Here is a 13,664-nt window from a genome sequence, read left to right as displayed (position 1 = left end):
TCCGCTTGAACCGTTCGGCGAAAGCGGTGGCCCCTGACCGGAGCAGGACCTCGTGAGGATTCCAGACAGGACCCGGCCCTCGGCGCTCGCCCGGAGGACGGCGGAGTGGCCGCCATCCGCATCGCAATTTCCGCACCGCGGACCCGCCCCTGTGCGGGGAGGGGCACCGGTCCCCACACCTGATCCACGCCCACGGGGCGCAAAACCCGCCGGGAGGGATTACCCCGGCCAGCCTCCCCTGTGCCGCAAGAAGTCCTCGACGGCCCGGTTGAACAGCTCGGGCTGGGTCCGCATGGGCAGGTGGCCGACGCCCGGCAACACGGTCAGCTCCGCGTCGGGCAGGAGGGCCGCCATGTATTTTCCCACGGCCTCGGGCACGGCGGCATCCGAGGCCGTCTGCACGATCAACACCGGATGCAGGGCGCGTTCGAGGAGATGACGGTAATCCGAGCCGAAGACCGCGCGGGCCACGGTGCGGGCCACCTCGGGGCGCACGCCGCGCACGGCCTGGGCGATGTCGAGCAGGGCCAGGGGCAGCGGCCCGTTCAGCAGCAGGCCCGTCACCGCGTCCGTCCATCCCTCGTTGCTATCCAGCAGGGCGTAGAAGCGCTCGACGGCCTCCCGCTCGAACCCGCCCCGGTAGTGCCGGGCGTTCAGGTACCGCGGCGACCCACCCACAAAGACTAGGGCGTCAAACCGCTCGGGCCGGGCGAGCGAGGCCATGAGGCCAGTCATGGCGCTGAGAGACCCGCCGACAAACGTGACCCGGCGCAGGTCGAGTTCGTCAATGAGCCCCACGATGTCGTGGGCGTACCCCTCCAGCGTCGCGTAGCGCCGGGGGTCCCACAGGTCAGGGTCGGCGTCCCCAAAGCCGGCGAGATCGTAGGTGACGGTGCGGTGCGAGCGCGAGAAATGCGTGACCTGCCGCGCGTAGACCTGCTTGTTGGAGCAAAAGCCGTGCGCGAGCAGCAGGGTCCGCGGCCCGGTCCCGAAAACGCGGGCGTTCGAGCGGGAGGCGAGGGAGGCGGTGGGGAGATGGGTCATGCGGTGACCTCGGCGGGCCACGGCCCGTCACGGCGCGGGCCGTTCACGACCCTCAGAAAGACCCGGACGATGGACGGGTCGAGGAGCACTCCGGCCTCCCGCTCCAGCTGGGCGGCGGCCTCCTCGTGCGTCCAGGCCTGCTTGTAGGGCCGCTCGCTCGTCAGCGCGTCGTACACGTCCACGACGGCGAAGATCCGTGCCGGGAGGGGGATGTCGGTCCCGCTCAGGCCGTGGGGGTAGCCGCTGCCATTCCAGCGCTCGTGGTGGTGCAGGACCACGGCGAGCGTCTCGGGGGGGAGCGAGGGAATCTGGCGCAACATCTCGTACCCGACCTGGGCGTGGCGCTTCATGACCTCCCACTCGTCCGGGTCCAGCCTCCCGGCCTTGAGCAGGATCGCGTCGGGCGTCGCCACCTTTCCGGCGTCGTGCAGGTACGCGCCCCAGCGCAGGGCGTCGCGGTCGCGCTCCTCGCAGCCCAGCGCCCGGGCCAGCCGCTCCGTCAGCTCCACGACGCGGTCGGTGTGGCCCTTCGTCTCGTGATCGCGGTATTCCAGCGCCAGGCCGACGGCCCTGAGCGTCTCCTCGCGCGAGGCGTCCAGCCGCTGGACGTGCCAGCTCCGCTCCAGCAGCACGTTCACCTGGTCGGCCAGCCGCCGCATCAGGCGCCTCGTATTCACCTCGGCCAGGGCCTCACCCGAGCTGACGAACACGAACACCCCCCGGAGTTCACCGGCAATGACGACGGGGATGGCGCAAAACGATCGCCACGCCCGGCGCGGAAGCGGCTCGGGCGGGGTCATGACGGGCACCCCCACCTCCGCGAAGAACAGGTCGTGGCGCAAAACGGCGGCGCCCGCCTTGCCCAGATCGCGCAGGTGGCGAAAGGGCGGGAGCAGCGCGAGCGCCTCCGCCGCGCCCTCACCCCGCGCGAAGCGGAGCGAGACGGCGCCGTCCTCCACGTCGTAGTAGTACGCCTGGTCGTATTCCGTGACCGCGAGGCCGTGGTCGAGCGCGGCGCGGATCAGCTCGCCGGGGTTCTCCTCCGAGTGCAGGGCCGTCATGAGGTCCAGCAGGCGCTGGTAGCGCTGGGCGTGCGCGTGCTGCTCCCGCTCGCTCTCGCGCAGGGCCTGCATGGCCCGCATGTTCTGCGTCACGTCGCGCGCGTTGCAGACAAAGCCCCGGACGGCCGGGTCCGCGAGGAGATTGCGCCCGACCACCTCCAGCCACACCCACCCGCCCTGCTGATGCCGCACGCGGAGGGTCGAGCGCAGGGGCTGATTCGGCGCCGCGATGGCCCGGGCGAACTGTGCCCGAAGCTCCGGGAGGTCCTCCGGGTGCAGAACGTCGCGCAGCCGCGTCTCCCGGAGGTCGGCCTCCGTGTACCCGAGGGTGAGGCCCACGCTGGAACTGAGAGAGGTGACCGCCGCGTCCCGGTCAAGAACGATCAGGATGTCACTGCTGTACTCCAGGAGCTTGCGGTCGCGCGCCGCGCGGCTCTGGCGCTCGCCGTGGAGCCGGATGCGGTCGAGGGTCTGCGCGCACTGGCTGGCGACGCCCTCCAGAAAGGCCCACTCGACCCCGGACAGGGCGCGCTCCCCATCCCAACTGAGGGTGACCGCACCCAGGACGGAACCGCCGGAGATCAGCGGGAGGGCGGCGACGGCCCGCATGACCGGCAGCCGGACTGCCGCCAGATGTGGATACTGCTCGTCCCACTCGGCCCCGCTCAGGAACACGGGCTGGCGGGTGAGGACGGCGTCCGTGACCGGGGTGCCGGGGGTCACCGGCAGGGCCTGCCAGCGTTCGAGCGCCTCCGGCGTGTACCCGCTGGCCCCCGCCGGACAGAGGGTGTTCGCGGCCGGGTCAAGGACGCTGACACTCGAAGAGTGGGCGCCCAGGGTCCGGGCGACCTGCTGGAGGATCAGGTCGATGACCTCCTGCGACGCCCGGGTCGCCACCAGCGTCCGCGTCACGATCTGCTGGGCGAGGATCAATGTCTCGGGGTGGGTCTGGCCGGGTATGTCTGTCGTCACGGGCACCCCTCAGCCCAACCCGCCGGCGACGCGGCGTCCAGTGGCCGAAAAGGGGCCACCAACCATCGCTGTGAAATAACTGTTGCTTTCAGGCACAAATGGGTCCAGCATTCGAATTCTCCTCCGCCCGGACAGATTAAGAGGAGATGAATAACAAGAGTCTGACCCTGTGCCCCCGCGGTGACAGCCACGCGGGCCGAACTCCTCCCGGTGCGTCGCCCCGCCGGGAGCAAATCCGGGGGCGAGGGGCGATGAGGGGCGATGGCGCCCCCTGCTCGTCACGTGACGAGCAAAGGCCGGGGGGGAAAGCCGCTTCCGACTCTCCCCCCCCGGCCTGGTCACTCAGCGCCTGCGGCCCCGCGCCTTTTGCGGCCCAACCCGGCCTGCTCCCGTGCCCGTGTCGAGCCCCTGGGCGTTGTGGGGATGCGGTTTGGCGGCTCGTTTCTGGCCCTGCTGGGCGCGACTATGACTGGCTGTCCCCGTGTCGCGTGGGGGGCGTCCCGGCCCGGGCTGGGGTGAGCCGGGGTTCCCCGGGCGCCCACCTCCACCCCCCCGGCCCTGGCCCTGCTTCTCCTGGATGGCCTTGTCGATCTGGCCCTCCTCGCGGGTGAGGGGCGGCTGCACGGCGGCGGGCAGGCCGCGGCGCACGTTGCGCCACAGCTCGCGCTGCTCGGGAATCAGGAGGACGAGGTTCACGCCGGGGCGACCCGCGCGGGCGGTGCGCCCGGAGCGGTGGACGTGGTCCTCGGCGGTGGAGGCCACGTCCATGTGGATGACGAGCCGCACCTCCGGCAGATCGATGCCGCGCCCGGCGATGTCCGTCGCCACGAGGACGCGCGACTGGCCCTCCCGCAACAGGTCCATGGTCCGCTCGCGCTTCTTCTGGTCCATGTTGCCCTGGAGGGCGCTGACCTCCTCGCCGGGGAGCAGGACGGCCAGCCGCTCGGCGCGGCGTTTGACGAGGGCCTTGGTGCGGCAGAAGATCACCACGCAGCCGCCCGGGGCGCGCAGGGCCTCACGCGCGTGTTCGGCGGCCACCTCCAGCACCGCCTCGCGGGTGGTGTGGACGAGGAGGTGGGTGGCACCCGTCGCCCCGCCCAGGATGTCGTCACTCTGCGCCGCCTCGGCGGAGCGTTCCGGCGCGATGTCGATGCGCTCGGGGGCGTGCATGAAGCGCTCGGCCACCTCGCGGATGGCGGCGGGGAAGGTGGCGGAGGCCATGGCGATCTGGAGATTCCGCCCGGCGGCGGACTGGGCTGCCCGCAGGATGTCGCCCACGTCCTTGAGAAAGCCCAGGCTCAGCAGCTCGTCGGCCTCGTCCAGCACGACGTAGCGCAGCCCGGCGAGAGAGAGTTCGCCCCGCGTGATCAGGTCCTTGAGCCGCCCCGGGGTTCCGGCGATCACGCCCTTGCCGCTCGCCTCACTGCGCGTCTGGTTCGGCGTGATGCCGCCCGTGATGCGCCCGGCGGGCATCCCGAGTTCGCGGGCCACGTCGCGGATCTGCACGGCCAGCTCGCGGGTCGGCGTGACGACCAGCACCTCGGGCCGCATGCCGCGCGGCGTACTCATGCCGATGCCGCGCGCGGCGGCGGGAATCAGGAAGGCGAGCGTCTTGCCGCTGCCCGTGCGGGCGGTCGTGATCACGTCGCGCCCGGCGAGGAGGGCGGGGATGGCTCCGGCCTGCACCGGGGTGGGGGTGCGGTTCCCGAGGAACCTCTGCCAGTCGGTGGCCGGGGAAGAGACGGGAGCAGGCTGCCCGGAACGGGCCTGGTCCTGGCCCTCCCGGGGACGGCGGGGACGCGCGGCGTTGTCGGTGGCCTGAGCCGAAGTGCGTTCAGGTTGGTCTTTGGTTCGGGTGGGAGTCATGGCAGGTCCTGTCGGCAGAACACACCGCGGGAGGGCTGAGGGGCCACTCCCGGTGGAGGCGCAGCGCTGGAGAGGGCGCTGGGGAAGGAAAGGAACGCCTCAGGCGGGTCTCGCCTGGCTCTCCGCGCTGCTGGGTCGTCTGCCTGCTGGGGAGGTCTGTTCTGCCGGAGGTTCGACTTCACAGACAAACGAACACAGTATGCCGCAAAACTGCGCCCCCGACTGTGGGGGCCGGGGGTGGGAAGTCAGGAGGGTTCTTTGGGGGTTGGGGAAGGGTCCGGCTCAGGCTCGGCCTTCCCCTTCCACCGCCCGGCCTGACGCACGCTCTGGGTCAGGAGGTACTCGATCTGGGCGTTGACGCTCCGCAGGTCGTCGGCAGCCCAGCGTTCGAGCGCGGCGTACAGCTCGGGGCTGATGCGGAGCGGGTAGTTCTTGCGGGCCACGCCTCACCTCGCCTTCCGGTCGCCCGCCCACGGGCCTGCGCTCAATACAGGCTCCCGGCATTCACCACGGGCTGGGTGCCGCGCTCGCTCGTCAGCACGACGAGGAGGTTGCTCACCATCTGCGCCTTGCGCTCCTCGTCGAGCTGCACGATGCCCTGCTCGGACAGCTCGCGCAGCGCCATCTCGACCATGCCGACCGCGCCCTGCACGATCTGCTGGCGGGCGGCGATGATCGCGCTCGCCTGCTGGCGCTGGAGCATCGCCCCGGCGATCTCGGGCGAGTAGGCCAGGTGCGAGAGCCGGGCTTCGAGCACCTCCACCCCCGCGTGCCGCAGCCGGGTGGCGAGTTCGCGGCCCAGCGCCTCGGCGACCTCGTCGGGGTTGCCCCGCAGCGAGAAGCCGCGCCCCTCGTACTCGTCGTAGGGATACTGGGCGGCGAGGTGGCGCAGGGCCGTCTCGGACTGAATCTCGACGAACTCCTCGTAGTCCTCCACGTCGAAGACGGCGCGGGCGGTGTCCACCACGCGCCACACGATCACGGCGGCGATCTCGATGGGGTTGCCCATCTGGTCGTTCACCTTCAGCCGCTCGGAGTTGAAGTTGCGGATTCGCAGGGACACGTTGCGCCGCACCGTGAAGGGGTTGGTCCAGTAAAAGCCGTTGCGCCGCTCGGTGCCCACGTACCGCCCGAAGAGGGTCAGCACCTTGGCCTGGTTGGGCTGCACGATGAAAAAGCCGCCCAGCGCGAACAGGGCCAGGATGCCCGCCAGAATGCCCCAGACGACCTGCCCGGCGACGAGCAGCCCGAGCGCGGCGACCGCCAGCACCAGCCACAGCAGCACGGCGGGCACGCCGGGCAGCCCGAAGGCGCGGCGCTCGACACTCGCCACCCCGGTGGCGGGCGAGACGCCACCTTGCGGGCCAACGGTGAGGGGCGCCTTCTCCAGTTCGTTCATACCAACCTCCTATCAGGATGATATCACTTTGACTCTGTCTCGGGAAGAGATGGATGGTTTGGTCACCGCGTTGTGAGAAGCCTGGCACCCCAGTCTGGCGGTTGTCTCCCTCCCGAAAAGCACGTATGGTGCGGCAAACACAATCCGTATCGGGGCGCGGGGTGGTGCGGCCCACCTCCCGCCCCTGCCCTTCCCCGAGCCGCTGGAGCCCCCATGCAGATTTTCGACCCCACCATCTTTCCGATTCTCGCGGCGGACGGCCTGACGAACGGCGCGGTCTACGCGCTGCTGGCCCTGGCCCTGGTCCTCGTCTTCGCCGTCACCCGGGTGATCTTCATTCCGATGGGCGAGTTCGTCGTCTTCGGCACCCTGACGCTCGCCTCGCTGCAACTGGGGCGGGTGCCGGGCACGCTGTCCCTGCTGCTCGTGCTGCTGGGCGTGGTCGCCGTGATGGAGGCGTTCAGTCAGGCGAGGCGTGGGCAGGCAGGCAGGGGACTGTTCACCCTCCTGGGGGCGGCGGTGATCGGCGCCGTCCTCTGGGCGCTCACATCCTGGGCCGCGCCCCTCAAGTTGCCACTCTGGAGTCAGGTGCTGCTCACGCTCGCCCTGGTCGCGCCGCTGGGGCCGCTCGTCTACCGCACGGTGTACCAGCCCCTCCAGAACGCCACGGTCCTCGTCCTGCTGATCGCCTCCGTCGCCCTGCACCTCGCCCTGACCGGGCTCGCGCTGGTGTTCTTCGGGCCGGAGGGGGCGCGCACGCCGCCCTTCGCGGCGGGGAACGTCACCCTGGGGCAGGTGACGCTGACGTGGCAGAGCCTGCTGGTGATCCTGGTTTCGGCGCTGCTGATGCTGGGGCTGTACCTCTTCTTCGAGCGGACGATGGCGGGCAAGGCCCTGCGCGCCACCGCCGTCAACCGTCTGGGCGCCCGGCTCGTCGGGATCAGCCCCGCGTCGGCGGGCCGACTGACCTTCACGCTGGCCGCCCTGATCGGCGCACTCGGTGGCATGCTGATCGGCCCCAGCGTCGCCATGACCTACGACTCGGGCTTCCTGATCGGCCTCAAGGGCTTTATCGGGGCCATTATCGGCGGGCTGGTGAGCTATCCCCTCGCGGCGGCGGGGGCGGTGCTCGTCGGCCTGATCGAGAGTTTCGCCTCCTTCAGCCTCTCGGCCTGGAAGGAAGTGATCGTCTTTACCCTGATCCTGCCCGTGCTGCTGTGGCGCTCGCTGACCACCCGCCATATCCCCGAGGACGAGGAATGAGGCTGCGTTTCCTGCTCGCCCTCCTCGCCGGGCTGGTCGCGCTCGCCTTGCCCCTCGTGCTGCCGCTCTTTCAGGTCACGCTGCTCGTGAACATCCTGATCTTCGCCATCGTGGTCACCGGGTTGGTGCTGCTGACGGGTATCGTCGGGCTCACCTCCTTCGGGCAGGCGGCCTTTATGGGGCTGGGGGCGTACACCACGGCGGTCCTCACCACCGGGGCGGGCTGGAACCCCTGGCTTGGCCTCCTCGCGGGTTTCGGCGTCACGGCCCTGATCGCCTGGCTGCTGGGCCTGATGACGCTGCGGATGCAGGGCCACTACCTGCCGCTGGCGACCATCGCCTGGGGCATGAGCCTGTACTACGTGTTCGGCAATACCCCGGCGCTGGGGGGCTTTACTGGCCTGACGAACATCCCGCCGATCAGCGTCTTCGGCCTGACCCTCACCTCACCGCGGACCTTCGCGTACCTCGCGCTGGTCTGCCTTGGCCTGACCGCCATCGGCGCCCAGTTCCTGCTCTCCAGCCGGGTGGGGCGGGCGATGCGGGCCCTGCGCGGCGGCCCCCTCGTCGCCGAGGCGTTTGGCGTGAATACCTTCCGCCTGCGGGTGGAGGTCTTCGTCCTCGCCGCGCTGATGGCCTCGCTGGCCGGGTGGCTGTACGCCCACAGCCAGCGCTTCGTGAACCCCACGCCCTTCAGCTTGCAGGCGGGCATCGAGTACCTCTTCATGGCGGTGGTCGGCGGCTCGGGGCACGTGTGGGGCGGCGTGCTGGGCGCCGGGCTGATCACCCTGCTGCGCGAGTGGCTGCGCGACCTGCTGCCCGTCCTGATCGGCGCGCAGGGCAACTTCGAGGTCATCGTCTTCGGCGTCCTCGTCATCCTGACCCTGCAATTCGCGCGGCGGGGCCTGTGGCCGCTCGCCGAGCGGGTGCTGCCGCAGGAGGGCGCGCGCCTGCTGCCCGAACGGGCGCGGCTGCCGGAGAGGAGCCGACCGGCGCCGGGAACGCCTCTTCTGAAGGTCGAGCACGCCGTCAAGCAGTTCGGGGGCCTGCGCGCGGTCAACGACGTGTCCTTCGAGCTGCGCGCCGGGGAAATCCTGGGGTTGATCGGGCCAAACGGGGCGGGGAAGAGCACGGTCTTCAACCTCGTCACGGGGGTGAACCCGGCCACGAGCGGGCGCGTCGTCTTCGCGGGGCGGGACATCACCCGCCTGAACGCGGGGCAGATTCACCGCCTGGGCGTGGCCCGAACCTTCCAGCATGTCCACCTGCTGCCGGACCTCACCCTGCTCGCCAACACCATGATGGGCGGGTACGCCCGGGGCCGCGCCGGGCTGATCGCCAGCCTGCTGCACCTGGAGCGGGCGGAGGAGGCGGCCCTGCAACACGAGGCCTTGCGCCAACTGCGCCGGGTCGGGCTGGAAGATCAGGCGTTTGCCCTCGCCGGGAACCTCGCCCTGGGGCAGCAGCGCATCCTGGAGGTCGCCCGCGCCCTCGTCGCCGACCCCACCCTGCTGCTCCTCGACGAGCCCGCCGCCGGGCTGCGCTACGGCGAGAAGATGGAACTCGTGGCCCTGCTGCGCCGCCTGCGCGACGAGGGCGTGACCATCCTGCTCGTGGAGCACGACATGGACCTCGTGATGAACCTGGTGGACCGCCTCGTCGTCATGAACTACGGCGAGAAGTTGGCAGAGGGAACGCCCGCCGAGATTCGCCGCAACCCCGCCGTGCGTGAGGCGTACCTGGGTGTGGACGTGCCGGGAGAGGTCGCGTGACGGCCTCCCCCCTCCTGCTCGACGTGCGCGACCTGCACACCCGGTACGGGCGGGTGGAGGCCCTGTCGGGCGTGAGCGTCCGGGTGCCCGCCGGGCACATCGTCAGCGTGATCGGCGCGAACGGGGCGGGCAAGACCACGCTGATGAATTCCATCATGGGCGTGCTGCCGTCCAGCGGGGAGATCACCTACGGGGGCGAGTCCCTGCGCGGGGTGCCGCTGGAGGGCCGGGTGGCGCGCGGAATCAGCCTGGTGCCCGAGCGCCGGGACCTCTTTGCCTCCATGACGGTGGCGGACAACCTCCAGCTCGGGGCGTACAGCCGCCGCCGGGAGAACTGGCGCCGGGAGCTGGAGGAGGTCTACACCCGCTTTCCCCGCCTGGCCGAGCGCCGCCGCCAGCTCGCGGGCACCTTATCCGGCGGGGAGCAGCAGATGCTCGCCATCGGCCGGGCGCTGATGGGTAAGCCCAGGCTGCTCCTGCTCGACGAGCCCTCGCTGGGGCTGGCCCCCCTCATCGTGCGCGACATCCTGGGCATCGTGCGGGGCCTGCGGGCCGAGGGCGTCACGGTGCTCCTCGTCGAGCAGAACGCCCGGGCCAGCCTCGCCATCAGCGACGAGGCGTACGTGCTGGAGACCGGCCAGGTGCGGCTGCACGGCCCCGCCGCCGAACTCGCCCGGAACCCCGAACTGGGGGCGAGCTACCTGGGGGGATAGCGCCGTCTCCCCCACCCTTTTCCCGCCGTGCCCGCGCTCTAGAGTGCGGGCATGATCGTTGCCTTCGTGAACCCGGCGGGCGTGCTGGTCCCGAACGACCCGTCGGAGGAGGTGCGGCCCGCCCAGGCTGCCCTCGCGGCCCTGCTGTCCGGTGCCGAACTCATCCCCGTGACCGCCCTGGACGAGGAGGGAGTGCTCGACATTCCGGCGGCCTTCACCTCCTGGCAGGTGCTGCGGCACGGCGCCGTCGTCCTGACCCCCGACGGCGAGGAGGACCCCGCCTGGCGCCGCCTGACCCTGGAGACGCTGCGCGAGCGTGAGGGGGCGTTGCGGCTCGCCTTCCAGGCTGCTCAGCATATCGGCTGGCTGGGACAACTGGGCACCGAGGCCGAACTGCACGAGCGCCAGGGCCTCCCGCTGATGGTGACCGTGCGCCATCCCCACGGCGTGGAACATGCCTTGAGCGCCGCCGAGCGCGAGTGGCGCACCTGGCTGGACGAGGGGCCTTTCCGGGGAGAGCTGCGCCTGATCGGGGAGGGGGGAACCCTCACCCTGCTCCCCCGCGAGGTGAACCCCGAGAGCGCCGTGAACTACGTCCTGTCTCAGCTTGAGGACGCGGACCTGACCCTGGGCGTGAGCGCCTGGGCCTCGGACGCCGCCTTCCTCGCCCTGTGCGACTACGCAGTGACTCCGGGGGAAGGCCCGGTCGTCGGCGCCGCCCTGGCCCGCCTCGAATCCTCCATCGACGAGGACGAGTGAGCCCGGCCCCTCCCGGGAGCAGGGTCAATGTCGGGGTTTCCAGGTTGTACGCGAACGTCTACCTGCTCGAAACGACGGAAGGGCGGCTCGTCGTGGACGCCGGAGCCCTCCCCCACGCGCCCCGCTTTGCCCGTCTGTTGCGGGCCTTTCGGCCCGACGCGCTGCTGCTCACCCATCACCACGTCGACCACACGGGCGGGGCGTTCCTCGCCGCGCGCCTCGGCATTCCTGTCCTGGCCCACCCGGACGAGCATGGTCTGCTGACCGGGGAGGAACACCGCCTGTCCTACCCGGCGGGTCGCCCGGACCTGGGTGGTTTCCTTTCGCGGCTGCACCCCAAGGCTCCCGCCTCCGCCCTCCAGTCCGCCCACCCCGGCGAGCAGCTCATGGGCTGGGAGGTTATTCACCTCCCCGGCCACACCTCCGGGCAGATCGGCCTGCTGCGGGACGGCGTGCTGCTCGCCGGGGACGCCGCGATCGGTGGGCGACACGGAGCGCACCTTCCCCGGGCTGCCTACAACGAGGACCACGGGGTGGCGGTGGACACCCTGCGCCTGATTGGGCGACTGGACCTGACCGTCATCCTGCCCGGCCACGGAAGTCCGGTCACTCCCGGGCAGGTCAGGCGACGGGCGGGGCGCCATGAGCAGGTTGCTCGTCACGTGACGAGCAGATAGGTTCAGGCCGAGTCCAGAAGCTCGCTGATCTGCTGGAGGAGCTTTTCGACCTTGCGGCGACGGGCGGCGTCGAGCCTGGCCAGCGTCCGGCGGTCGACGAGGCGGCGCGCGACCAGTTGTACGGGGTCGGCGTCCTGTGGGGGAGGGGAGACCTGTTCGCGCAGCGCCTGGACCGTTGCACCCTCACTCGCCGCCCGCAGCAGCTCGGCCCGCCGCTCCGGGTCCGTCACCCGCCCGACCACGAGTGCCTTGCGGTAGTCCAGCCCCTCGCGCACGGCCTCCTGCACGTCCCCAGGGAGGTTAAGGACGGCGGCGCGGTTCTTCACGAAGCTGCGCCAGGTTTCCCGCCCCAGGGCGCTGAACATGGCGTCGAGCCGGGCGACGGCCTCGGGGTCCTCCTCGGGCCTGCGGTCGAGGGCGAAGAGCCGCGCGACGGCCTCACTCGCGGGGACGCCCAGGGTCGAGGCCGCAACCTGAAGGCGGGCGCGCACCTCCTCCAGCACGTTCAGGTCCTCGCGTTGCAGGTTCTCCACGGCGGCGGCAAGCTGCGCCTGCGCGTCGGTGAGGTCGCGCAGCAGCACGGGCACCTCGGTCAGCCCGGCAATCCGCGCGGCCCGCCAGCGCCGTTCCCCCGCCACGATCTCGTACCGACCGTTCCCCAGTGGCCGCACCAGGAGAGGCTGGAGGATGCCCTGCTCGCGCACGCTGCGGGCCAGTTCCTCCAGCCCCTCGGGGGAGAAGTGGACGCGCGGCTGAAAGGCCCCCGGCTGGAGGTCCGCCACGGGCAGGGTGGTCGCGGCAGGCTGGCCGAGCGCCTCCACACCCTCGACCAGCCCGGTGAGCCGGGCACCGATGGCGGGGCGCGCCTTGCGGCTCATGCCTTCACCCCGGGAATCTGCACGTTCAGGTGCGCCGCCCGCGCGATCTCCGCCGCCACCCGCAGCACGTCCTGATGCACCGGGGAGCCCGGCGCGTACACGCCCACGGGTTGACCGGCGCTCGCGCTGTCGTTCCACACCGCCCCCCGATCGGGAATCGGGCTGGAAAGGGGCCGCAGCATTCCCTGAAGAGCGGCCAGCGCCTCGCGGTCGTGCGAGCGCCGCGCGTCGTACAGGGTGGGCACATACAGCGCCACCGTCAGGTCGGGCCGCAGCTTGCGGTAGGTCGCCATCGCCTCCGAGAGGCCTGCCAGCGCATTCATCCCCTTCTGCCGGGTGGGGACGGGGACCACCAGATGGTCCGCCGCCAGCGCCCCCAGGATCGAGAGTTGCCCCAGGCTGGGCGGGCTGTCGATCAACACCACGTCGTACTGGCTCGTCACGAGTTGCAGCGCCTGCCGCAGGTGCAGGTGCGCGCCGACCACGCCCATCATCTGCCCCTCCGCCAGGGCCAGGGACACGTCGCTCGGGATCAGGTCCAGGCCGTGCGCCGGGGTGGGGGAGGGGAGAGGCTCGCCGCGCGTCGCCGTGTCGTACACCGTCTGCTCACGCGTGACGCCCGACACTCCCAGCCAATCGGTCAGGTTGGCCTGCGGGTCGAGGTCCACGAGCAGCACGCGCAGTCCGGCCTGCGAGAACGTGTGGCCCACGTCGCGGGTCAGGCTGGACTTCATGACCCCTCCCGCGTGATTGAAGAACGTCAGCGTCCGCATTTCTCCCAGCCTACATGCAAGAGGCTCCCTTTGCTCGTCACGTGACGAGCAGGGGGAAGCAGGAGTGTGCGGTGTCGGACAACTTGCGCCATTTTGAACAGACGGGCCGAGCCGCCGCTGCCAAACCAGGACTCAAGCGGTGGGCGGAAGCGTCAAGGCTGGGGAGATGGAGGGGGCAACACTACTTCCAGCCCTCCCCGCTCGCGAGAGGACCAGAAGCAGCAATGATTATGCGGGTTATTCACAGAAGCAGCGCTAAAGTTTCTGCTGGAGACAGCAAAAAGGGGTATCGGACAACTTGCGCCGTTTTCGGGGGAGGGGGTATCGGACAACTTGCGCCGTTTTTTTGGTGGTGCCGTCTCACACGCACTTTTTCGTCCTCTTTTTCCGCAACAAGGAGGTATCGGACAACTTGCGCCGTTTTGCTGGAAACTATCGGACAACTTGCGCCGTTTGGGGGGAGAGGTATCGGACAACTTGCGCCGTT

Annotated in this window: 12 protein-coding genes; 5 read left to right on the top strand and 7 right to left on the bottom strand. The window is 70.6% G+C overall.

Features of this window, described 5'->3' with window-relative positions; all coding sequences use genetic code 11:
• Nucleotides 1–219: 219 nt before the first annotated feature.
• The 5 genes from DAERI_RS12195 to DAERI_RS12175 all read right to left on the bottom strand — a co-directional run bounded on the left by DAERI_RS12195 (nucleotide 220) and on the right by DAERI_RS12175 (nucleotide 6,342).
• Complete coding sequence (locus DAERI_RS12195) at nucleotides 220–1,044, bottom strand: alpha/beta fold hydrolase (RefSeq protein WP_133162027.1); 825 nt, start codon at nucleotides 1,042–1,044, stop codon at nucleotides 220–222.
• Complete coding sequence (locus DAERI_RS12190) at nucleotides 1,041–3,077, bottom strand: HD domain-containing phosphohydrolase (RefSeq protein ID WP_165794190.1); 2,037 nt, start codon at nucleotides 3,075–3,077, stop codon at nucleotides 1,041–1,043. The genes DAERI_RS12195 and DAERI_RS12190 overlap by 4 nt, the downstream gene beginning before the upstream one ends.
• 342 nt (nucleotides 3,078–3,419) lie before the next feature.
• Complete coding sequence (locus DAERI_RS12185) at nucleotides 3,420–4,943, bottom strand: DEAD/DEAH box helicase (protein WP_235610360.1); 1,524 nt, start codon at nucleotides 4,941–4,943, stop codon at nucleotides 3,420–3,422.
• A 245-nt stretch (nucleotides 4,944–5,188) separates the two neighbouring features.
• Nucleotides 5,189–5,386 carry a type II toxin-antitoxin system antitoxin gene (locus tag DAERI_RS12180; RefSeq protein ID WP_103129695.1) on the bottom strand — a complete coding sequence of 66 codons (198 nt, stop codon included), beginning with the start codon at nucleotides 5,384–5,386 and terminating at the stop codon, nucleotides 5,189–5,191.
• Between the two features lie 41 nt (nucleotides 5,387–5,427).
• Nucleotides 5,428–6,342: an SPFH domain-containing protein gene (locus tag DAERI_RS12175; protein WP_103129694.1), complete on the bottom strand. Its 915-nt coding sequence runs from the start codon at nucleotides 6,340–6,342 to the stop codon at nucleotides 5,428–5,430.
• A gap of 213 nt (nucleotides 6,343–6,555) precedes the next feature.
• Here DAERI_RS12175 and DAERI_RS12170 point away from each other — a divergent pair, with 213 nt between their 5' ends.
• Genes DAERI_RS12170 through DAERI_RS12150 form a run of 5 tightly spaced genes read left to right on the top strand, consistent with a single transcriptional unit; the run spans nucleotide 6,556 to nucleotide 11,526 of the window.
• Nucleotides 6,556–7,605 (top strand): branched-chain amino acid ABC transporter permease, encoded by a 1,050-nt coding sequence (locus tag DAERI_RS12170; RefSeq protein ID WP_103129693.1) that lies wholly within the window; start codon nucleotides 6,556–6,558, stop codon nucleotides 7,603–7,605.
• A complete protein-coding gene (locus tag DAERI_RS12165; protein ID WP_103129692.1) occupies nucleotides 7,602–9,377 on the top strand; it encodes a branched-chain amino acid ABC transporter ATP-binding protein/permease in 1,776 nt (591 codons plus the stop codon). Before DAERI_RS12170 ends, DAERI_RS12165 begins: the two co-directional genes overlap by 4 nt.
• Nucleotides 9,374–10,090: an ABC transporter ATP-binding protein gene (locus DAERI_RS12160; RefSeq protein WP_103129691.1), complete on the top strand. Its 717-nt coding sequence runs from the start codon at nucleotides 9,374–9,376 to the stop codon at nucleotides 10,088–10,090. Before DAERI_RS12165 ends, DAERI_RS12160 begins: the two co-directional genes overlap by 4 nt.
• Before the next feature lie 51 nt (nucleotides 10,091–10,141).
• Nucleotides 10,142–10,849, top strand: coding sequence for an HAD family hydrolase (locus tag DAERI_RS12155; protein WP_103129690.1), 708 nt, complete (start codon nucleotides 10,142–10,144; stop codon nucleotides 10,847–10,849).
• 44 nt (nucleotides 10,850–10,893) lie between these two features.
• Nucleotides 10,894–11,526 carry an MBL fold metallo-hydrolase gene (locus tag DAERI_RS12150; protein WP_235610359.1) on the top strand — a complete coding sequence of 211 codons (633 nt, stop codon included), beginning with the start codon at nucleotides 10,894–10,896 and terminating at the stop codon, nucleotides 11,524–11,526.
• 2 nt (nucleotides 11,527–11,528) lie between these two features.
• On the opposite strand, the gene DAERI_RS12145 is transcribed toward DAERI_RS12150, so the two are convergent.
• Nucleotides 11,529–12,404, bottom strand: coding sequence for a ParB/RepB/Spo0J family partition protein (locus DAERI_RS12145; protein ID WP_103129688.1), 876 nt, complete (start codon nucleotides 12,402–12,404; stop codon nucleotides 11,529–11,531).
• The gene (locus tag DAERI_RS12140; protein WP_103129687.1) at nucleotides 12,401–13,177 is read right to left on the bottom strand and encodes a ParA family protein; all 777 of its coding nucleotides are present in this window, start codon (nucleotides 13,175–13,177) and stop codon (nucleotides 12,401–12,403) included. The genes DAERI_RS12145 and DAERI_RS12140 overlap by 4 nt, the downstream gene beginning before the upstream one ends.
• Between the last annotated feature and the right edge of the window lie 487 nt (nucleotides 13,178–13,664).

It is taken from the genome of Deinococcus aerius (genome assembly GCF_002897375.1).
Classification (GTDB): domain Bacteria; phylum Deinococcota; class Deinococci; order Deinococcales; family Deinococcaceae; genus Deinococcus; species Deinococcus aerius.
The sequence above is the reverse complement of the archived record's forward strand: the minus strand, read 5'-3'. Positions and strand labels throughout refer to the sequence as shown.

Excerpts from the sequence above, each read along its gene's own strand:
- DAERI_RS12195 (WP_133162027.1), bottom strand. The coding sequence starts at position 1,044 with ATGACCCATCTCCCCACCGCCTCCCTCGCCTCCCGCTCGAACGCCCGC.
- DAERI_RS12185 (WP_235610360.1), bottom strand. The coding sequence starts at position 4,943 with ATGACTCCCACCCGAACCAAAGACCAACCTGAACGCACTTCGGCTCAG.
- DAERI_RS12175 (WP_103129694.1), bottom strand. The coding sequence starts at position 6,342 with ATGAACGAACTGGAGAAGGCGCCCCTCACCGTTGGCCCGCAAGGTGGC.
- DAERI_RS12170 (WP_103129693.1), top strand. The coding sequence starts at position 6,556 with ATGCAGATTTTCGACCCCACCATCTTTCCGATTCTCGCGGCGGACGGC.
- DAERI_RS12165 (WP_103129692.1), top strand. The coding sequence starts at position 7,602 with ATGAGGCTGCGTTTCCTGCTCGCCCTCCTCGCCGGGCTGGTCGCGCTC.
- DAERI_RS12155 (WP_103129690.1), top strand. The coding sequence starts at position 10,142 with ATGATCGTTGCCTTCGTGAACCCGGCGGGCGTGCTGGTCCCGAACGAC.
- DAERI_RS12145 (WP_103129688.1), bottom strand. The coding sequence starts at position 12,404 with ATGAGCCGCAAGGCGCGCCCCGCCATCGGTGCCCGGCTCACCGGGCTG.
- DAERI_RS12140 (WP_103129687.1), bottom strand. The coding sequence starts at position 13,177 with ATGCGGACGCTGACGTTCTTCAATCACGCGGGAGGGGTCATGAAGTCC.